At 70.4% G+C, this 18,968-nt stretch carries 16 protein-coding genes and 1 pseudogene; 11 read left to right on the forward strand and 6 right to left on the reverse strand.

The features are described 5' to 3' along the window. Positions 1 to 64: 64 nt before the first annotated feature. The 5 genes and pseudogenes from ACFQUZ_RS19800 to tkt form a co-directional block, all read right to left on the reverse strand. Positions 65 to 1,063, reverse strand: a pseudogene (locus ACFQUZ_RS19800) (glucose-6-phosphate dehydrogenase assembly protein OpcA); the annotation flags it as partial. Between the two features lie 31 nt (positions 1,064 to 1,094). Then, positions 1,095 to 2,642, reverse strand: coding sequence for a glucose-6-phosphate dehydrogenase (gene zwf / locus ACFQUZ_RS19805; protein WP_377444213.1), 1,548 nt, complete (start codon positions 2,640 to 2,642; stop codon positions 1,095 to 1,097). Between the two features lie 2 nt (positions 2,643 to 2,644). After that, positions 2,645 to 4,297, reverse strand: coding sequence for a glucose-6-phosphate isomerase (locus tag ACFQUZ_RS19810; protein WP_377444216.1), 1,653 nt, complete (start codon positions 4,295 to 4,297; stop codon positions 2,645 to 2,647). A gap of 58 nt (positions 4,298 to 4,355) precedes the next feature. Beyond that, on the reverse strand, positions 4,356 to 5,558 hold the full coding sequence (gene tal, locus ACFQUZ_RS19815) for a transaldolase (RefSeq protein WP_377444219.1): 1,203 nt from the start codon (positions 5,556 to 5,558) through the stop codon (positions 4,356 to 4,358). 10 nt (positions 5,559 to 5,568) lie between these two features. Next, on the reverse strand, positions 5,569 to 7,707 hold the full coding sequence (gene tkt, locus ACFQUZ_RS19820; RefSeq protein WP_377444222.1) for a transketolase: 2,139 nt from the start codon (positions 7,705 to 7,707) through the stop codon (positions 5,569 to 5,571). Between the two features lie 465 nt (positions 7,708 to 8,172). On the opposite strand from tkt, the gene ACFQUZ_RS19825 reads away from it, so the two are divergent. The 3 genes from ACFQUZ_RS19825 to ACFQUZ_RS19835 all read left to right on the forward strand — a co-directional run bounded on the left by ACFQUZ_RS19825 (position 8,173) and on the right by ACFQUZ_RS19835 (position 10,594). Next, a complete protein-coding gene (locus ACFQUZ_RS19825; protein ID WP_377444225.1) occupies positions 8,173 to 9,132 on the forward strand; it encodes a heme o synthase in 960 nt (319 codons plus the stop codon). A gap of 221 nt (positions 9,133 to 9,353) precedes the next feature. After that, positions 9,354 to 9,686: a hypothetical protein gene (locus ACFQUZ_RS19830; RefSeq protein ID WP_377444228.1), complete on the forward strand. Its 333-nt coding sequence runs from the start codon at positions 9,354 to 9,356 to the stop codon at positions 9,684 to 9,686. After that, positions 9,683 to 10,594: a RimK family alpha-L-glutamate ligase gene (locus tag ACFQUZ_RS19835; RefSeq protein WP_377444362.1), complete on the forward strand. Its 912-nt coding sequence runs from the start codon at positions 9,683 to 9,685 to the stop codon at positions 10,592 to 10,594. Before ACFQUZ_RS19830 ends, ACFQUZ_RS19835 begins: the two co-directional genes overlap by 4 nt. Before the next feature lie 345 nt (positions 10,595 to 10,939). Here ACFQUZ_RS19835 and ACFQUZ_RS19840 read toward each other — a convergent pair whose 3' ends face one another. After that, positions 10,940 to 12,064 carry a heme A synthase gene (locus ACFQUZ_RS19840; protein WP_377444231.1) on the reverse strand — a complete coding sequence of 375 codons (1,125 nt, stop codon included), beginning with the start codon at positions 12,062 to 12,064 and terminating at the stop codon, positions 10,940 to 10,942. 272 nt (positions 12,065 to 12,336) lie between these two features. Here ACFQUZ_RS19840 and ACFQUZ_RS19845 point away from each other — a divergent pair, with 272 nt between their 5' ends. From ACFQUZ_RS19845 to ACFQUZ_RS19880, 8 genes are all read left to right on the forward strand, one after another. Next, positions 12,337 to 13,062, forward strand: coding sequence for a helix-turn-helix transcriptional regulator (locus tag ACFQUZ_RS19845; RefSeq protein WP_377444365.1), 726 nt, complete (start codon positions 12,337 to 12,339; stop codon positions 13,060 to 13,062). Further along, positions 13,059 to 14,489: a Fe-S cluster assembly protein SufB gene (gene sufB / locus ACFQUZ_RS19850; protein WP_377444233.1), complete on the forward strand. Its 1,431-nt coding sequence runs from the start codon at positions 13,059 to 13,061 to the stop codon at positions 14,487 to 14,489. The genes ACFQUZ_RS19845 and sufB overlap by 4 nt, the downstream gene beginning before the upstream one ends. Positions 14,490 to 14,563: 74 nt before the next feature. Next, on the forward strand, positions 14,564 to 15,706 hold the full coding sequence (gene sufD, locus ACFQUZ_RS19855) for a Fe-S cluster assembly protein SufD (RefSeq protein WP_377444235.1): 1,143 nt from the start codon (positions 14,564 to 14,566) through the stop codon (positions 15,704 to 15,706). Then, complete coding sequence (locus ACFQUZ_RS19860) at positions 15,706 to 16,044, forward strand: non-heme iron oxygenase ferredoxin subunit (RefSeq protein WP_377444238.1); 339 nt, start codon at positions 15,706 to 15,708, stop codon at positions 16,042 to 16,044. The genes sufD and ACFQUZ_RS19860 overlap by 1 nt, the downstream gene beginning before the upstream one ends. Then, a complete protein-coding gene (gene sufC / locus ACFQUZ_RS19865; protein WP_377444241.1) occupies positions 16,041 to 16,814 on the forward strand; it encodes a Fe-S cluster assembly ATPase SufC in 774 nt (257 codons plus the stop codon). The genes ACFQUZ_RS19860 and sufC overlap by 4 nt, the downstream gene beginning before the upstream one ends. A gap of 8 nt (positions 16,815 to 16,822) precedes the next feature. Continuing rightward, positions 16,823 to 18,127 (forward strand): cysteine desulfurase, encoded by a 1,305-nt coding sequence (locus tag ACFQUZ_RS19870; RefSeq protein ID WP_377444242.1) that lies wholly within the window; start codon positions 16,823 to 16,825, stop codon positions 18,125 to 18,127. Continuing rightward, the gene (gene sufU, locus ACFQUZ_RS19875) at positions 18,127 to 18,600 is read left to right on the forward strand and encodes a Fe-S cluster assembly sulfur transfer protein SufU (RefSeq protein WP_377444244.1); all 474 of its coding nucleotides are present in this window, start codon (positions 18,127 to 18,129) and stop codon (positions 18,598 to 18,600) included. Before ACFQUZ_RS19870 ends, sufU begins: the two co-directional genes overlap by 1 nt. After that, positions 18,519 to 18,929, forward strand: coding sequence for a metal-sulfur cluster assembly factor (locus ACFQUZ_RS19880; protein WP_377444246.1), 411 nt, complete (start codon positions 18,519 to 18,521; stop codon positions 18,927 to 18,929). The genes sufU and ACFQUZ_RS19880 overlap by 82 nt, the downstream gene beginning before the upstream one ends. The last annotated feature ends 39 nt before the right edge of the window (positions 18,930 to 18,968 follow it).

The raw sequence follows: 18,968 nt of genomic DNA on the forward strand, positions 1-18,968 counted from the left end.
GTCCGCCGGGACCGGCCTCGGCGGGCGTACCCCGGTGACCGCCCTCGGTCGCCGGTCCGCTGGGACCGGCGTGCGCGCTGACACCGGCCTCGGCGCGCTCCGCCGTGACCGGGTCCTTCCAGATGTGCACCCGCTGCCGGGGCCGGTTGTCCAGTCCCCGGACCCCGCTCTCGGCGCACAGCGCCGCGGCGTACACCTGGTCGGCGTCCAGCCGGCGCAGCTCCTCCGCCAACTCGTCGCCGAGCGGCCGGCGCACCAGCGGCAACTGCCGGTCCGCCTGCCCGGTACGCCGGAACGTGGCAAGCGAATCGTCCCGGACCAGCTCCAGTGTGTCGGCGTTGGCGCACCGCAGCAGCACCGACCGCAGCCGCGGGAAGTCGTCGGTGTGCTGCCACACCGGCTTGATCCCGGTGCGCGCGGTCAACCAGCCGGACATCAACGCCGCCGTCGGATCGGTGCTCGGCGCCACGATTGTCGCCTCAGTCACCTTTGCCTCGGTGGTGTCGAACGCCCCGGCGACCAGGGTGCGCCACGGGGTGATCCGGGTCCAGGCCAGGTCGGTGTCGCCGGGGGCGTAGTCCACGGCCCGCTGGTGCAGCGCGGCAATCGGATCCTTGGCCTGCGCGGCGTCGGTGATCCGCCGGTCGGCCACCACACCCAGGAAGTCGTTGGCGATCTGGTCCGGCGGATCACCGTGCCACCAGGTGACCACCGGCACGTCAGGCACCAGCAGCGGCATGACCACCGACTCGGCGTGCAGCGCGAGCCGGCCGTACATCCGCATCACCACCGCCTCGCACGGGCCCAACCGGCCGCCGACGACGATCTCCGCGTCCAGCCGGGTGCGTTCCCGCTCGATGTCCGAACGGACGACCACCAGCAGCCGGCACGGGTGCGCCGCCGCGGCGACGGTCGCCGCCGCCTCCGCCTCCCGGACCCGCTTCTCGTCGACCACCACGATCAGCGTGAGCGCCATACCGCTGGCCACGCCGCCAGCACTGCGCCGTTCGGCGGCCAACGCCTTGACCACCTCGTTACCGCTGGTGTCCCAGAGGCCGATCACAGGAACCTCCCGGTTCGCTCGTTGGTCGCGGTCATGCCCGCCGCCAGGACCGGCCCTCGCGGGCCAGCATCTCGTCGGCGGCCCGGGGACCCCACTCGCCGGCCCGGTACGGCTCCGGCTTGGTGCCCTCCCACGCCTCCTCCAGCGGGTCGACGACCTGCCAGCTCTGTTCCACCTCGGCCGCGTCCGGGAACAGCGTCCGGTCACCGATCAGCACGTCCAACACCAACCGCTCGTACGCCTCGGGGCTGGCCTCGGTGAACGCCTCGCCGTACTGGAAGTCCATCGCGATGTCGCGGACCTCCATGGTGGTGCCCGGCACCTTCGAGCCGAACTTCAGCACCACGCCCTCGTCCGGTTGCACCCGGATGACGAGCTGGTTGGTGCCCAGCATCTCCATGTCCTCCGGGTTGAACGGCAGGTGGGGTGCCTTCTTGAAGATGATCGCGACCTCGGTGACCCGCCGCGGCAGCCGCTTGCCGGCCCGGATGTAGAACGGCACCTCTGCCCACCGGCGGTTCTGGATGCCCAGGCGCACCGCCACGTAGGTCTCGGTGGTGGAGTCGGACGGCACGCCCTCCTCGTCGAGGTAGCCGACGGCTCGCTCGCCACCCACCCAACCGGCCAGGTACTGTCCGCGCACCGTGCCGGTACGCGGATCGGCGGGCAGGGTGATCGCCTTGAGCACCTTCAGCTTCTCGGCCCGGATCTCCGCGGCGTCGAAGCTGGTCGGTTCCTCCATGGCCACCAGGGCGAGCAGTTGGAGCAGGTGGTTCTGTAGCACGTCACGGGCGGCGCCGGCCGAGTCGTAGAAGCCGGCCCGGCTGCCGATGCCCACGTCCTCGGCCATCGTGATCTGCACCGAGTCGACGTACTTGGAGTTCCACAACGGTTCGAACAGGTTGTTGGCGAACCGCAACGCCATGATGTTCTGGACGGTTTCCTTGCCCAGATAGTGGTCGATGCGGAACACGTCGTCCCGGGTGAACACGTCGTCCACCAGATCGTTGAGTTCCTTGGCGGTCTGCAGGTCACTGCCGAACGGCTTCTCCACCACCACCCGGCGCCAACCGCCACACCGCTCGTTGTCCGCCATCCCGGTCCGCGCCAGTTGTTTGAGCACGACCGGGAACGCGGCCGGCGGGATGGAGAAATAGAACGCCGCGTTGCCCGGAATGCCGTGGCTGTCGCGCAGCTCCTCCAGCGTCCGAGCCAGATGGTCGAAGGCGGCATCGTCGTCGAACGACCCACCGACGAACTTGATGTTGCCGGACAGCCGGGCCCACACCTCGTCCCGCCACGGCGTCCGGGCGTGCTTGCGGGCCGCCTCGCGGGCCAGCGACTCGAAGTCGCCGTCGCCCCAGTCCCGTCGGGCGAACCCGAGCACCACGAAGCCGGGCGGCAGTAGGCCGCGGTTGGCCAGGTCGTACACGGCCGGGATGAGTTTCTTGCGGGCCAGGTCACCGGTGACCCCGAAGATCACCAGTGCGCACGGCTCGGGGATGCGGGGGAGGCGCCGGTCCTGGGGGTCGCGCAGCGGGTTCGCGGGTGGCCCCTGCGTCGTCGTCGACTGGCTCATTCTCAACTCCGTAGCGCGCGGGCCGCGTCCAGTAGCTGGGCCGTGCCCGCCATCCGGTCGGTCAGGTGCAGGCGCAGCAGGGGACGCTGCCGCCCGGCCAGGGCTTCCCGGTCACCGGCGGCCTGCGCCGCCTGCAGCTCCCCGAAACTGTACGGCTTGCCCGGCACCGGCAGGTCCTCGGCGACGTCGCCGGTGATCTGGAGGAACGATCCGAGCTGCGGTCCGCCCTTGTGGTACTGCCCGGTCGAGTGCAGGAACCGGGGACCCCAGCCGAACGTCACAGCCCGCTGGGTGGCGGCGGCCAACAGCGGCCGGAGCTGCGCCGCGTCGGCATCGGCGAACCGGTCAAGGTACGCCATGACGGCCAGGTAGCCGCCATCAGGAACCCCGGTGAGCAGCCAGGACAAGGCGCCGACGAGGTCATGCGGGGTGGCCGTCGGGGCGTACACCCGCACCGCACCCTCGGTGAACAGCGGTTCCTCCGTCGGCAGGCCGCCGGCGAGGATCCGGTTGGTGTTCTCTTTGGACTCGGTGACGTTCGGCTGGTTGAACGGGTCGATGCCGAGCACCGCCCCGGCCACCGCGGTGGCGTACTCCCAGGTCAGGAACTGGGCCCCCAGCGGGCCGTTGACGGCCAGGTCAGGGCTGGTCCCGCCGCCCGGCATGGCGCCGGCGGACAGGGCGCCGCCGTAGCTGGTCGACAGCACGTCGGCACCGGCCAGACCCGGGCTCTGCGGTGACTCGACGACCACCGGCAGGATTCCGACGCCGCTCTTGCCGGTCGACTCGGCGATCAACTGCTCGATCCAGTCGCCGAGCCCTTCGATGCCGGTGCCGTCCGAGACCAATGCCAGCTTGTCCCGGCCGGTGGTGGCGGCGGCGCCGAGCGCGGCGCCGAGCGCCAGCCCGGGGTTGTCCTCGGTGCCGACGAGCGATTCAGCGACCGCCTCAGCCTCGTCCAGCAGGTCGGCCACCTCGATCCCGGCCAGCGCGGCCGGTACCAGCCCGAACGCGGTCAACGCCGAATACCGGCCACCGACGTCCGGGTCGGCCAGCACGACGAACGCTCCCATCTCGGCAGCGGTGGCCTCCAACGGCGAACCCGGGTCGGTGACGATCACGAAGTGTCGTCCCGCCTCGGCCTCACTCAGGCCGGCGTCCAGGAACGCCTGCCAGTACGCCCGCCGGTGGCTGTCGGTCTCTACCGTCGAGCCGGACTTGCTGGACACGACCACCACGGTGCGGTCCAGCCTGTCGCCCAGTGCGGCGCGCACCTGACCGGGGTCGGTGGTGTCGAGCACGGTCAACGGCCGCCCGGTGGTCCGGGCGATGACCTCAGGCGCCAGCGACGAGCCGCCCATGCCGGCGAGCACCACGTGGTCCAGGTCACCCAGCTCGGCCTTCAGCTCGGCGAGTTGGGGGAGCAGTTCGCGGCTGCGGCGGAAGGTGTCCACCCAGCCGAGTCGGATCTTCGCCTCGTCCTCGGCGTCCGCTCCCCACAGGGTGGAGTCCTTGGCGGCCAGCCGGCGCGGGACGTCGTTCTGGACCAGGGCGGCACGGGTGGACGCGGGGGCGGCGGCGTCGATCGCCGCCGCTCCGTGCACCGCGAGTCCGCCCGCCGAGTCGACCGGGGGTTGCAGGAGGGCGTCGCTCACGCTGCTTGTCCTTTCGTTCGCGACTGCGGGGCTCGCAGAACCGGCTCACTCCTCGCGCTCACGCGTTGCCTCCTGCTTGCTCGGCGGCCTGCGCGTTGTCCTTGGCGGCCTCGTTCGGACTGTCCTGGCCGCGGGCGGCGGCGGTCAACGACTTGGCCACCCCGTCGAGCAGCTCCTGCCAGCTCACCTCGAACTTCTCCACACCCTCGCGCTCCAGCGTCTCGATGACGTCGGCCATGTCCACGCCGACCGAGGCCAGGTCGTCGAACACCCGACGGGCCTCGTCGTACGCTCCGGTCACCGTGTCGCCACGGGTCTCGCCGTGGTCGGCGTACGCCTCGATCACCGACTCCGGCATGGTGTTCACCGTGCCCGGCGCGACCAGCTCCTCGACGTAGATCACGTCCCGATAGTCGGGGTTCTTCGTCGAGGTGGACGCCCACAGTGGCCGCTGCGGGTGTGCCCCGGCGTCGGCGAGGGCCTGCCACCGGTCCGAGGAGAAGACCTTGGAGTAGCGCTCGTACGCCAGCCGGGCGTTCGCCACGGCGGCGCGTCCCTTGAGTCCCAGCGCGCGCTCTTTACCGTCACTGTCCGCGGCCTCGTCGGCCATCCGATCCAATCGTTTGTCGACCTCGGAGTCGACCCGGGAGACGAAGAACGACGCCACCGAGCCGATGGTGGACAGGTCGTGGCCGTTGGCCTTGGCCTGTTCCATGCCGGCGAGGAAGGCGTCCATCACGGCCGAGTACCGGTCCAGGCTGAAGATCAGGGTCACGTTGACGCTGATCCCGTGGGCCAGCGCCTCGGTGATCGCGGGGAGGCCGGCCTCGGTCGCCGGGATCTTGATGAACAGGTTCGGTCGGTCGACCAGCCACCACAGGGCCTTCGCCTCGGCGACCGTCTTCTCCGTCTCGTACGCCAGCCTGGGGTCCACCTCCAGGGACACCCGACCGTCCACACCGGAGCTGGCGTCGTAGGCGGGGCGCATCACGTCGCAGGCCCACCGCACGTCGTACGCCGTGATCACCCGGACCGCCTCCTCCACGGAGACGCCCCGCAGGGCCAGGTCGCGTAGCTGCCAGTTGTACTCGTCGGCGTCGCTGAGCGCCTTCGCGAAGATCGTCGGGTTGCTGGTCACCCCGACCAGGTGCTTCTCCCGGCGCAGTTGGTCCAGACCACCGCTGGTGAGCCGTACCCGGGAAATGTCGTCCAACCAGACCGCCACGCCCGCGGCGGTCAGTTCGCCCAATCTGTCCGTCATCCCTCGCTCCTCAGTTGCCGGTGGTGCTGCCGGTGATGGTGCCGACCCTGGCCAGCGAGGCGTGCGCCGCCGCCACGACCCGGTCGGGGGTGAAGCCGAACTGCTCGAACAACACCTGGTACGGAGCGCTGGCCCCGTAGTGTTCAATGCTCACGCTCTCGCCGCAGTCGCCGACCAGGTCCCGCCAGGACATCGCGACGCCCGCCTCGACGCTGACCCGGGCCTTGACGCCGCGCGGCAACACCGACTCCCGGTAGGCGTCGTCCTGTTCCCGGAACCACTCCTGGCACGGCATGGAGACCACCCGGGTCGGGGTGCCCTCGGCCTCCAGCCGCTCCCGGGCGGCGAGGCAGAGCGTGACCTCGGACCCGGTGCCGATGAGGATCACCTCCGGCTGGCCGTCGGTGGCGTCGGCGAGCACGTAACCGCCCTTGGCCACCCCGTCGGTCGCCGCCAGCGACTCCCGGTCCACCACCGGAAGTGGCTGCCGGCTCAGCGCCAGCGCGGTGGGCCGGTCGGTGTGCTCCAGCGCCTGCCGCCAGGCCCACGCGGTCTCGTTGGCGTCGGCCGGGCGGACCACGTCCAGCCCGGGAATGGCGCGCAGCGCGGACAGGTGCTCGATCGGCTGGTGCGTCGGCCCGTCCTCGCCGAGGCCGATCGAGTCGTGCGTCCACACGTAGACCACGGGAAGCTTCATCAGCGCCGCGAGCCGGACCGCCGGACGCATGTAGTCGCTGAACACCAGGAACGTGCCGCCGTAGGGACGGGTGCCGCCGTGCAGGGTGATCCCGTTCAGGATCGCCCCCATCGCGTGCTCGCGGATGCCGAAGTGCAGCGTGCGCCCGTACTCGTGGCCGGGGAACTCCTTGGTGGCGTGCTCGGCCGGGACGAACGAGGGTTCTCCCGCCATCGAGGTGTTGTTGCTCTCCGCGAGGTCGGCCGAGCCGCCCCACAGTTCGGGCAGCACGGGAGCCAGCGCGCCCAGCACCTTGCCGGAGGCGGCCCGGGTGGCCACCCCCTTGGCGTCCGCGGGGAACACCGGCAGCGCGTCGGTCCAGCCAGCCGGCAGGGTACGGGTACGCATCCGGTCGTAGAGCGCCTTGCGCTCCTTGTTGTCGGCGGCCCACTTGTCGAAGGCCTGGTTCCACTCGGCATGCGCGTCCCGGCCCCTGCGGACCACCTCACGGGCGTGGGCGAGCACCTCCTGGTCCACCGCGAAGCTCTGCGCCGGGTCGAAGCCGAGCAGCTTCTTGGTGGCCGCCACCTCGTCGGCGCCGAGTGCCGAACCGTGCGACTTGCCGGTGTTCTGCTTGTTGGGCGCGGGCCAGGCGATGATGGTCCGCAGCACGATGAACGACGGCCGGTCGGTCTCCGCCTTGGCCGCCTCCAGCGCCCTGTACAGCGCCGCCGCGTCCTCGTGGTACTCGCCCTCGTCGGCGTGGCCGGCGCGCCAGTCGACGGTCTGCACGTGCCAGCCGTACGCCTCGTAGCGGGCGGCCACGTCCTCGCTCTTGGCGATCCGGGTGTCGTCCTCGATCGAGATCTCGTTGTCGTCGTAGATCAGGACGAGGTTGCCCAGTCGCTGGTGCCCGGCGAGCGAGCTGGCCTCGTGGCTGATGCCCTCCTCGATGTCGCCGTCGGAGGCGATGCACCAGATGTGGTGATCGAAGATCGACTGTCCCGGGGCGGCGTCCGGGTCGAACAGCCCACGCTCCCGGCGGGCGGCCATCGCCATCCCCACCGCGTTGCCGACACCCTGGCCGAGCGGCCCGGTGGTGGTTTCCACCCCGGCGGTGTGGCCGTGTTCCGGGTGTCCCGGGGTCAGCGAGCCCCACTGCCGCAGGGCCTGGAGGTCGGACAGCTCCAGCCCGTATCCGGAAAGGTAGAGCTGGATGTAGAGGGTGAGGCTGCTGTGCCCGGCGGAGAGGACGAACCGGTCCCGTCCGGCCCAGTCCGGATCGGTCGGGTCATGCCGCATCAGCCGGTTGAACAACAGATACGCGGCCGGAGCGAGACTCATCGCGGTGCCGGGGTGCCCGTTGCCGGACTTCTCGACGGCGTCCATGGCCAGCACCCGGACGGTGTCGACAGCCCGGCGGTCGAGGTCGGACCAGGTCAGCGGGCTCTGCCCGCGTCGGTTTTCAGCCACGATGAATCTGCTCCTCAACAAGTGGGCGGAACCCTCAGTGATGACCCTATCGAGCGCAACTAAACGCCCGAGCGGTGATCTGGGCAACGCCCGGTCGCGTGGTCACCCATGGTGGGGGGTACCCCGACCCAGCGTTGGCTACTCGGACCGGGCAGCCTGAGCAACGTCATGATCGTTGTACGAAAATGGTGCGGAACCCCGACGTGTCGCCACCGAGAAGTGGCAACGGTCATCGGTCGCCACGACGCTTCCGGCGGGTCTGGGCGGGGCGGCGCGGGGCGGGAGCGTTGGCGCCCGCGCCCCGGTGGGTGCGATCGCCCGCCAACCACCCGGACGTGTGTGATCGCCCGCACCGTGGTCGGGTCGGCCGGGCTGCGCGAATGGCGACGCGTACGCTGTCGTCGGCAGCGGAACGTGAGGCCGTCGCCAGCCAGGACCCCGTGCCGATGCCGGAAGGTGGCAATCGTGAGCATGATCACCGAGCGCCCCGTCTCCGCCGCCGCGCCGCCGGCAGTGGCGAACGCGGCGCCCGGTGCGGCCGTCCGTGGCGACTGGCGGGCCGTGGTTCGTGCCTACGTCATGCTGACGAAGCCTCGCATCGTCGAGCAGTTGCTGGTCACCACCGTGCCGCCGATGATGCTGGCGGCCGGCGGGCTGCCCTCGCTCTGGCTGGTCGCGGTGGTGCTGGTGGGCGGTTCGTTGGCGGCCAGCGCGGCGAGCGTGATCAATTGCTACATCGACCGGGACATCGACCAGGTGATGCGGCGGACCAAGCGTCGTCCGCTGCCGACCCACACCGTCACTCCGCGTAACGCGTTGATTTTCGGCCTGGTGTTGGCGGCGGTGTCGACGGTGTTGATGGCCGTCTTCACCAACTGGCTGGCGACCGCGTTGACGCTGGCGTCGATCGCCTACTACGACCTCGTATACACGCTGTGGTTGAAGCGGACCACGCCGTGGAACACCTTCTGGGGCGGGATCTGCGGCGCCACGCCGGTGCTGATCGGCTGGGTGGCGGTGACCGGGTCGCTGGCACCGGCGGCCTGGGCGCTCTTCGCGGTGGTCTTCTTCTGGCAGATGCCCCACTTCTACGCGCTGGCCATCAAGTACCGGGCCGACTACGCCCGGGCCGGCATCCCGATGTTGCCGGTGGTCGCTCCGGTGAGCCGGGTCAACGCCGAGATCCTGATCTTCTCCTGGCTGACCGTGCTGGCCACGGTGGCGGTGTGGCCGCTGGGTGCCGGCCTCGGCCCCGTGTACGGGGTGCCGGCCGTCGTGGTGGGGGCGGTCTTCCTGATCGAGGCGCACAAGCTGACCCGGCGGGCGCGGGCCGGCGGCGCGGTGAAGCCGATGCGGCTTTTCCACTGGTCCACGACTTATCTCACGCTGCTGTTTGTCGCGCTCGCCGTGGACACTCTGGTCTAATTTCTCACCAGGTGCACAGTTTTACGTTCGGCGATGGACGACAGCGCCGCCCGAGGCCACTAGATATGGGGTTACGCCCGATTTTTCGGGATAATTCTAGGGTGCTAACCAGTGAAAATGGACATTCTCCATGGGCCTTGGTTCAAACCCTCTGGTAATTGCCGTCACATATTGTCGGTAACTCGCCCGCACGGAACCTCGCGTCTGCTTACTCTTCGTCCATGGCAGATGGTTCCGATACGACGCTGACGACCGAAAAGGCGGCAGCGCAGGCCCCCAGCGGGTTGGTAGCCGGTATCCGGGCGTTCGCCGCCGGACACGGCGGCGCCAAGGCGGTCATCGAGTACGTCGGGAAGCGGGGAGCCCGCATCGTGCTGGTCGGATCCGACGGCGAGTGGGCGGACCAGTTCGCCGAGGACACCGACGTGGCGCGGCAGGCGTGCGCCAGCGCTGGCGTCTCCGTCGAGAACGCGTGGGAGCGGGAGCTGATGGACCAGATGCGTCCCAGCAACGACCTCTGGCGATCGATGGCCCGTCGTACCATGGCTCGCTGAATTTGTCCGCGTACCAGCCGACCCGGGGCTTGCCCCGGGTCGCTCTCGTTTCCTGCGGTGAACTGCCCGACGGTGATCCCGACGATCGCCTGCTGATCGCCCCGCTGCGGGCACGCGGCATCGAGGCGGTCCCCGCGGTATGGGACGACCCGGCCGTGGACTGGACCCGGGCGGACCTCACGGTGATCCGCTCTACCTGGGACTACCCGACCCGCCGGGACGAGTTCGTCGCCTGGGCCGGCACCGTTCCCGGCCTGGCCAACCCCGCCGACATCGTGGAGTGGAACACCGACAAGCGATATCTCGGGCAGCTCGCCGCCGCCGGTGTGGCGACCGTGCCGACCGAGTGGATCGCCCCGGACGAGACCTGGCGACCGCCGGCCACCGGGGAGTACGTGATCAAGCCGGCGGTCAGTGGCGGAAGCCGGGACACCGGTCGCTACAACCTGGCGGATCCGGAACATCGACGAGCCGCCGTGGTCCACCTGGACAGGCTCGCCGCGAGCAGCCGAGTGGCAATGGTGCAGCCGTACCTCACCGCCGTGGACCAGGCCGGCGAGACGGCTCTGATGTACGTCGTCGGTCCGCGGGGGCCGGAGTTCAGTCACGCGGTCCGCAAAGGTCCGATGCTTACCGGTCCCGACCCGGGGACGAGCGGCCTCTACCTGGCCGAGAAGATCGAGGCTCGGGAGCCCCGGACGGCCGAACTGGAGCTGGCCGACGGAGTGCTGGCGGCCGTACCGGGCGGAGCCGACCGTCTGCTCTACGCCCGGGTCGACGTCATCCCCGGTCCGGACGGCACACCGATGCTGGTGGAGGTGGAGCTGACCGAGCCGTCCCTGTTCCTCTCCTATGGGCAGGGCGCGGCGGACCGGCTGGCCGAGGCGATCGCCGCCCGGCTCGGCTGACCCGCCTCGCGGCCCGTGCTCGGGTCCGCGCGGCCTTGTGCTGGGTCCGCGCGGCCTTGTGCGGGGTCCGCGCGGCCGTGCTCCGGGCCGGCTTCGGCCCGCGCCCTCTTGATCGTTGCCAAATTATGGAGTCGACACGCCGACAGATCGCACCGTTTTCCTCCAATGATCATGAGATCACGGTCAACGGACCGGCGAACCGGGTTGTCCCGCCTGGACGGTGCCGTCGAGCCCAGTTGCCGCCCGCTGCGGCGGCCTGGGCGCGTGTTGGTGGGCTTGCGGGAGGGCCGGGGCGCGTGTCGGTGGGCCTGCGGGAGGGCCGGGCGGTCGGTGCGAAGGCGTCAGCTAGCGGGTGGTGGTCGGCGCGCGGTCGATCCCCGCGTCGCTGAGGCCGCTCGGATCTCCGAGCCCGCTCAGGTCACCAGCGTGTCGCGGGTCGCCAAGGCCGCCTGAGTCACGCCGGTCGCCACCGTCGCTCGGATCGCCACCGTGGCTCGCGTCGCTGGTGGGGATAGCGGGGCCGGTGCCGGCTGCGGCGGCTGGGGCACCGGGACGCGGAGCGGGGAGCCGTTCCCGGGTCGACCAGAGCACCGCGAGCGTGGCCAGCCAGACCAGGCAGGCGCCGAGCATGTGCGCGCCGACCAGCAGGGCGGGCAGGTTGGTGAAGTACTGCACGAAGCCGATCACGCCCTGCGCCAGTTCGACAAGCAGCAGGACGCCGGCCGCCCGTACGGCGGTGGCCGGGGCGCCGACCGCGCGCAGGGCGAGCCACAGCGCCACGGTCAGGCCAAGCAGCAGGAAGACCAGGTCGGCATGGATCTGGGAGATTGTCGCGGGGTCCAGACCGTTGCGGGCGGCGTCGGCGTCTCCGGCGTGCGGGCCGCTGCCGGTGACGGCGACCCCGACGAGCACGACGGCGGCGCTGGCCGCCACGGTGAGCCAGGTCAGGGCGCGCAACGGTCCGGGCACCACCGGGCGGGTCGGGCCGTCCGGCTCGGCGGTGCGCTTCCAGAACGCGTACGCGGCCAGCAGGAGCAGCATCGAGCCCACGAAGTGGATCCCGACGATGGACGGGTGGAGTTGGGTCCGCACGGTGATTCCGCCGATCACACCCTGGGCCACGACCCCGAACAGCACCAGGGCGGCCAGCGTCACCAGGGACCGCCGGCGCGGCCGGTGCAGCAGTACGGCCACGAGGCCGACCATCGCGACGAGGCCGACCACCCAGCTCACCAGCCGGTTGCCGAACTCGATTGCCCCATAGATTCCCATTTCCGGCGTGCTGACGTAGGACTCCTCGGTGCACCGGGGCCACGTCGGGCACCCGAGCCCGGAGCCGGTGAGGCGGACCGCCCCACCGGTGACGACGATGACGACGTTCGCGATGATCGACGCGAGCGCGAGACGGCGCAGCCGGGCGAGGGGGAGCGGCAACCGGGAGATTCGGGTCACGGCGTGAATCCTACGCATCGTAGTTATGATCACTGCGGCGACGCCGGGAGCGCGGTGGTCCGGATCACCGGGACCCGAGTTTGCGGGCTCAGGGCCAATTACGTAACGTTGGCGTTGTGAAAAACGTGGGGACGCTCCGTGCGCACGGATCGGTGGCCGGCCCGGCCGCCGATGCCGCCGTGCCGGCGGACCCCCACGGCGCCGCCGAACTCCGCGAGAGCGTCGAATCCCATGGGACCGCCGACCTCCACCCAGCGGCGACCGACCGGACCCGGGACCGGGTCACCCAGTTGCTGCTGGCCCGCGGCGCGGCCACCGCCGCCCAGCTCGGCGCCGCTCTCGGGCTCAGCCCGGCGGCGATCCGCCGGCACCTCGACGCCATGCAGGCGGATGGCGACGTGGAGCCCCGGGAGCAGTCGGTTCGCGGCAACCGTCGCCGGGGGCGTCCGGCCAAGGTCTTCGTGCTGACCGACGCCGGTCGGGTGCGCTGCGGCACCCACACGTACGACGGCATGGCCACCGCCGCGCTGCGCTGGATCGCCCGGTACGGCGGCCCGCCGGCGGTCGACGCGTTCGCCGCCGAGCAGGTGGCCGCGCTGGAGGCGCGCTGCCGGGCGGCCATGGAGGGCGCCGGCGACGACCCGCTGGCCCGCGCGGAGGCCCTGGCCGGGGCGCTCACGGCGGAGGGTTACGCTGCCAACGCCTCGACGATCGCCAGTGGCGGCCAGCTCTGCCAGCACCACTGCCCGGTGGCCCACGTCGCGGCCGAGTTTCCCCAGCTGTGTGAGGCCGAGACGGCGGTGATCTCGCGTCTGGTCGGCACCCACGTGCAGCGGCTGGCCACCATCGCGCACGGGGACGGGGTGTGTACCACGCACATTCCGGCTCAGGCCCACCGACCGTCGATCGCCACCGCCGCGCCGCGACCGGCCGGCACCCGCACGTCCAGCAACACCGTCGCCGCGTCGCGGCGGCAGACCGGAAACACCGTCACCACTGTGAGGACAGATAGATGACCGAGCAGATCGTCCAGCCCGTCACCCAGGAGGAGCACCTCGCCGCCCTGGGCAAGTACGAGTACGGCTGGGCCGACTCCGACATCGCGGGCGCGTCCGCCCAGCGCGGCCTCAACGAGGCGGTGGTGCGGGACATCTCCGCCAAGAAGAACGAGCCGGCCTGGATGCTCGACCTGCGGCTCAAGGGGCTGCGCCTGTTCGGTCGCAAGCCGATGCCGGCGTGGGGGGCCGACCTCAGCGGGATCGACTTCGACAACATCAAGTACTTCGTCCGGTCCACCGAGAAGCAGGCTGCCAGCTGGGAGGATCTGCCCGAGGACATCAAGCGGACCTACGACAAGCTGGGCATCCCCGAGGCGGAGAAGCAGCGGCTGATCGCCGGTGTCGCGGCGCAGTACGAGTCCGAGGTGGTCTACCACAAGATCCGCGAGGACCTGGAGGAGCAGGGCGTCCTGTTCCTGGACACCGACACCGCCCTCCGGGAGCACGAGGACCTGTTCAAGGAGTACTTCGGCACGGTGATCCCGGTCGGCGACAACAAGTTCGCCGCGCTGAACACGTCGGTCTGGTCCGGCGGCTCGTTCATCTACGTGCCGAAGGGCGTGCACGTGGACATCCCGCTGCAGGCGTACTTCCGGATCAACACCGAGAACATGGGCCAGTTCGAGCGGACCCTGATCATCGTCGACGAGGGCGCCTACGTGCACTACGTCGAGGGCTGCACGGCGCCGATCTACTCCTCCGACTCGCTGCACAGCGCGGTGGTGGAGATCGTCGTCAAGAAGAACGCCCGGTGCCGCTACACGACCATCCAGAACTGGTCGAACAACGTCTACAACCTGGTGACCAAGCGGGCCGTGTGCCACGAGGGCGGGACCATGGAGTGGGTCGACGGCAACATCGGCTCCAAGGTGACAATGAAGTACCCGGCGGTGTACATGACCGGCGAGCACGCCAAGGGCGAGGTGCTCTCGGTGGCCATGGCCGGCGAGGGCCAGCACCAGGACGCCGGTGCCAAGATGGTGCACGCGGCGCCGCACACCTCCAGCACCATCGTCTCGAAGTCGATCGCCCGGGGCGGCGGCCGCACCTCGTACCGCGGGCTGGTCCAGGTCCTGGAGGGCTCGCACCACAGCGCCAGCACGGTCAAGTGCGACGCGCTGCTTGTCGACACCGTCTCCCGGTCGGACACCTACCCGTACGTGGACATCCGCGAGGACGACGTCGCGATGGGGCACGAGGCGACCGTCTCCAAGATCAGCGATGACCAGCTCTTCTACCTGATGAGCCGGGGTCTGGGTGAGGACGAGGCGATGGCGATGATCGTCCGCGGCTTCATCGAGCCGATCGCCAAGGAGCTCCCGATGGAGTACGCGTTGGAGCTCAACCGGCTGATCGAGCTGCAGATGGAGGGCGCGGTCGGCTGACGCCGGCGCCCCACGGTTGTCCCCAAGCCCGACGGTGTCCCCAAGGAATTGTCGGTCCGTAGAGACAGGATGAGATGAGCACGCAGGCAATCGCGCCCCCGAAGACCAAGTCGCAGGCGCTCCGCTCGTACGACGTGGCGGACTTCCCGGCCCTGACCGGGCTGGAGGAGGACTGGCGGTTCACCCCGCTGAAGCGGCTGCGCGGTCTGGCCACCGGCACGCCGGACGGGACCGGCCTGATCAAGCACGAGTACGGTCAGCTTCCGCCCGGGGTGACGGTCTCCACCGTGCCGCACGACGACCCGCGGATCGGCAGCGTGCTCACCCCGTTCGACCGGATCAGCGCGTTGGCGCACGGCCGGGCCGGACGGTCCCTGCTGGTTTCGGTGAGCCCGGACACGCAGGTCGCCGAGCCGGCGGTGGTGCGGGTGGTCGGCGGCGGGGCCGACGGCGTGGCGTACGGCCACTCGTTCGTCGAGGTGGGCCGGTTCGCCGAGGCGACCCTGGTGCTGGAGCAGACCGGTTCGGTGACGCTTGCCGACAACGTCGAGGTGGATGTCGCCGACGGCGCGAAGCTGGTGCTGGTCACCGTGGCCGACTGGGCGCCGGACGCGGTGCAGGCGCAGCACCTCAAGGTGCGGCTGGGCCGGGACGCCCGGATCATCCACATCCAGGTGTCGCTCGGTGGCGACCTGGTCCGCCAGTTCACCACCATCCAGTACGCCGGTCGGGGCGGCGAGGCCGATCTGTTCGGTCTCTACTTCGCCGACGGTGGTCAGCACCTGGAGCACCGGCAGTTGGTCGACCACACCGAGCCGGACTGCCGCAGCAACGTGAGCTACCGGGGCGCACTGCAGGGCGCCGACGCGCACACGGTCTGGGTCGGCGACGTGCTGATCCAGGCCAGCGCCACCGGCACCGACACCTACGAGATCAACCGGAACCTGCTGCTCACCGACGGCGCGCGGGCCGACTCCGTACCCAATCTGGAGATCGAGACCGGCGAGGTGGCCGGCGCCGGTCACGCCAGTGCGACCGGCAAGTTCGACGACGAGCAGCTGTTCTACCTGATGGCTCGGGGCATCCCGGAGGCCGAGGCGCGCCGGCTGGTGGTCCGTGGCTTCTTCGCCGAGCTGCTCGACAAGATCCCGGTGGCGCCGCTGCGGGAGCGGCTGGGAGACGCCATCGAGGCCCGGCTCCTCAAGGCGGGCGCCTGATGGGCGAACCGATCCGGATCTGTTCCGTCGAGGACGTGCCCAAGGGCACCGCGATAAGCGCGGACGTCGACGGCACCCAGATCGCGGTGGTGCACGGCGAGGACGACCGGTTCTACGCCGTCTACGACGAGTGCTCGCACGCCGCCGTCGCGTTGTCCGAGGGCGAGGTCGACGGCTGCACCCTGGAGTGCTGGCTGCACGGCTCCCGGTTCGACCTGCGCACCGGGGAGCCGACCGGCCTGCCCGCCACCGAACCCGTTCCCGTCTATCCCGTCGACGTCCGCGACGGAGATGTCTACGTCAGTCTGACGCCGAGCAATGGAGTGACCCGATCATGAGCACCCTGGAGATCCGCGACCTGCAGGTGTCGGTGAAGCTGCCGGACGGGCAGCTCAAGCCGATCCTGGCGGGGGTCGACCTGACCGTCCGGGCGGGGGAGACGCACGCCATCATGGGCCCGAACGGGTCCGGCAAGTCCACCCTGGCCTACTCGATCGCCGGTCACCCGAAGTACGAGATCACCGGCGGCAGCGTCACCCTGGACGGCGAGGACGTGCTGGCCATGTCCGTCGACGAGCGGGCCCGCGCCGGCCTGTTCCTGGCCATGCAGTACCCGGTCGAGGTGCCCGGCGTCTCGGTGGCCAACTTCCTGCGTACCGCCAAGACGGCGATCGACGGCACCGCGCCGAAGCTGCGGACCTGGACCGGCGAGCTGCGCGGGGCGATGGAACGCCTGCAGATGGACCCGGCGTTCGCCCAGCGCAACGTCAACGAGGGCTTCTCCGGTGGGGAGAAGAAGCGGCACGAGATCGTCCAGCTGGAGCTGCTCAAGCCGAAGGTGGCGATCCTCGACGAGACCGACTCGGGGCTGGACATCGACGCGTTGCGGGTGGTCAGCGAGGGAGTCAACCGGGTCCGCGAGACCGGGGAGACCGGACTGCTGCTGATCACCCACTACACCCGGATCCTGCGCTACATCAAGCCGGACTTCGTGCACGTCTTCGTGGCCGGGCGGATCGTCGAGGAGGGCGGTTCGGAACTGGCCGACAAGCTCGAGGCCGATGGTTACGAGCGGTACGTCACGGGCGCCGGCTCGGCGCGGGCCTGAGGTTCCCGATGAGCACCGTGGCCATCCCGCCCGGCATGCCGCAGTACGGCGACCTGCCGGACTTCGACGTCGAGGGGGTGCGCAAGGACTTCCCGATCCTGGACCGGGAGGTCAACGGGCACCCGCTGGTCTACCTGGACAGCGCGAACACCTCGCACAAGCCGCGCCAGGTGATCGAGGCGCTGCGGGAGCACTACGAGCGGCACAACGCGAACGTGTCCCGGTCGGTGCACACGCTGGGCACCGAGGCCACCGAGGCGTACGAGGGCGCGCGGGCGAAGGTGGCGGCGTTCATCAACGCGCCGAGCCCGGACGAGGTGGTGTTCACCAAGAACTCCACCGAGGCGATCAACCTGGTCGCGTACGCCTTCTCGAACGCCTCCATGGGCGCGGGCGGCGACCTCCGGTTCCGGCTGGGTCCCGGTGACGAGGTGGTGATCTCCGAGATGGAGCACCACTCCAACATCGTCCCCTGGCAGTTGCTCTGCGAGCGGACCGGCGCCACGCTGCGCTGGTTCCCGCTCACCGAGCAGGGCAGGCTCGACGAGTCGGGCCTGGACGAGTTGGTCACCGAGCGGACGAAGATCGTCTCGCTGGTGCACATGTCAAACATCCTCGGCACGGTCAACGCCACCGCCCGGATCACCGAGCGGGTCCGCCAGGTCGGCGCGCTGCTGCTGCTGGACTGCTCGCAGTCGGTGCCGCACCTGCCGATGGACGTGGTGGACTACGACGCGGACTTCATCGTGTTCACCGGGCACAAGATGTGCGGTCCGACCGGCATCGGCGTGCTCTGGGGGCGTTCCGAGCTACTGGCCGCCATGCCGCCGGTGTTCGGCGGCGGCTCGATGATCGAGACGGTGGCGATGGACGGCAGCACGTTCGCGGCTCCGCCGGCCCGGTTCGAGGCTGGCACCCCGCCCATCGCCGAGGCGGTGGCGTTGGGCGCGGCCGTGGACTACCTGTCCGGCATCGGGATGCGGGCGGTCCAGTGGCACGAGAAGCGGCTCACCGCGTACGCGCTGGAGGCGCTGGCGTCGGTGCCGGACCTGCGGATCTTCGGCCCCCGGGTGCCGGTCGGCCGGGGTGGGACGATCTCGTTCGCGCTCGGCGACGTGCATCCGCACGACGTGGGCCAGGTGCTCGACTCTCTCGGTGTGCAGGTGCGGGTGGGACACCACTGCGCCCGGCCGGTCTGCGGGCGGTACGGCGTACCGGCGATGACCCGGGCGTCGTTCTACCTGTACACCACCACCGGTGAGATCGACGCCCTGGTGCGAGGGCTGGAGCAGGCCCGGAAGGTGTTCGGCTGATGCGGCTCGACGAGCTCTACCAGGAAATCATCCTGGACCATTACAAGCATCCGCACGGTCGTGGGTTGCGGGAGCCGGCGGACGCCGCGCTCCGGGTGGCCGAGGCGCACCACGTCAACCCGACCTGCGGTGACGAGGTGACGGTCCGGGTGGCGGCGGGCGCGGACCGGCTGGCCGACATCTCGTACGACGGGATGGGATGCTCGATCAGCCAGGCGTCGGCGAGCGTGTTGCACGAGCTGCTGACCGGCCAGCCGGCCGATCGGGCGTTCGTCGTGCACGACGCGTTCGTGGCCCTGATGTCCGGGCGGGGACAGGTGACGCCGGACGAGGACGTGTTGGGGGACGGTGTGGCGTTCGCCGGTGTGGCGCGCTACCCGGCCCGGGTGAAGTGTGCGCTGTTGCCGTGGATGGCGTTCAAGGACGCCGCGGCGCGCGCCGGTGTGGGCGTGAGCCCGGAGGTGACGGCATGAGCAACGATACGAAGGTCGCCGAGATCGAAGAGGCGATGAAGGACGTGGTCGATCCCGAGCTGGGGATCAACGTGGTCGACCTCGGTCTGGTGTACGGGGTGCACGTGGACGAGGAGAACGTCGCGACCCTGGACATGACCCTCACCTCGGCGGCCTGCCCGCTGACCGACGTGATCGAGGACCAGACGCGGCAGGCACTGACCACGGGACCGGGTGGCGGGCTGGTGGAAGACTTCCGGATCAACTGGGTCTGGCTGCCGCCGTGGGGCCCTGACAAGATCACCGATGAGGGGCGGGAGCAGCTCCGCTCGCTGGGCTTCAACGTCTGATCCGCCGTTCGCGCGGCCCCCATACCCTCTTCCGCGATC

The organism is Plantactinospora sp. GCM10030261, assembly GCF_042666615.1.
In the GTDB taxonomy this organism is placed as follows: domain Bacteria; phylum Actinomycetota; class Actinomycetes; order Mycobacteriales; family Micromonosporaceae; genus KBS50.

Bases quoted from the DNA above. Each gene is read 5' to 3' on its own strand.
- zwf (WP_377444213.1), bottom strand. From the start codon at position 2,642: ATGAGCCAGTCGACGACGACGCAGGGGCCACCCGCGAACCCGCTGCGC.
- tal (WP_377444219.1), bottom strand. From the start codon at position 5,558: ATGACGGACAGATTGGGCGAACTGACCGCCGCGGGCGTGGCGGTCTGG.
- ACFQUZ_RS19830 (WP_377444228.1), top strand. From the start codon at position 9,354: ATGGCAGATGGTTCCGATACGACGCTGACGACCGAAAAGGCGGCAGCG.
- ACFQUZ_RS19840 (WP_377444231.1), bottom strand. From the start codon at position 12,064: ATGCGTAGGATTCACGCCGTGACCCGAATCTCCCGGTTGCCGCTCCCC.
- sufB (WP_377444233.1), top strand. From the start codon at position 13,059: ATGACCGAGCAGATCGTCCAGCCCGTCACCCAGGAGGAGCACCTCGCC.
- sufD (WP_377444235.1), top strand. From the start codon at position 14,564: ATGAGCACGCAGGCAATCGCGCCCCCGAAGACCAAGTCGCAGGCGCTC.
- ACFQUZ_RS19860 (WP_377444238.1), top strand. From the start codon at position 15,706: ATGGGCGAACCGATCCGGATCTGTTCCGTCGAGGACGTGCCCAAGGGC.
- sufC (WP_377444241.1), top strand. From the start codon at position 16,041: ATGAGCACCCTGGAGATCCGCGACCTGCAGGTGTCGGTGAAGCTGCCG.
- ACFQUZ_RS19870 (WP_377444242.1), top strand. From the start codon at position 16,823: ATGAGCACCGTGGCCATCCCGCCCGGCATGCCGCAGTACGGCGACCTG.
- sufU (WP_377444244.1), top strand. From the start codon at position 18,127: ATGCGGCTCGACGAGCTCTACCAGGAAATCATCCTGGACCATTACAAG.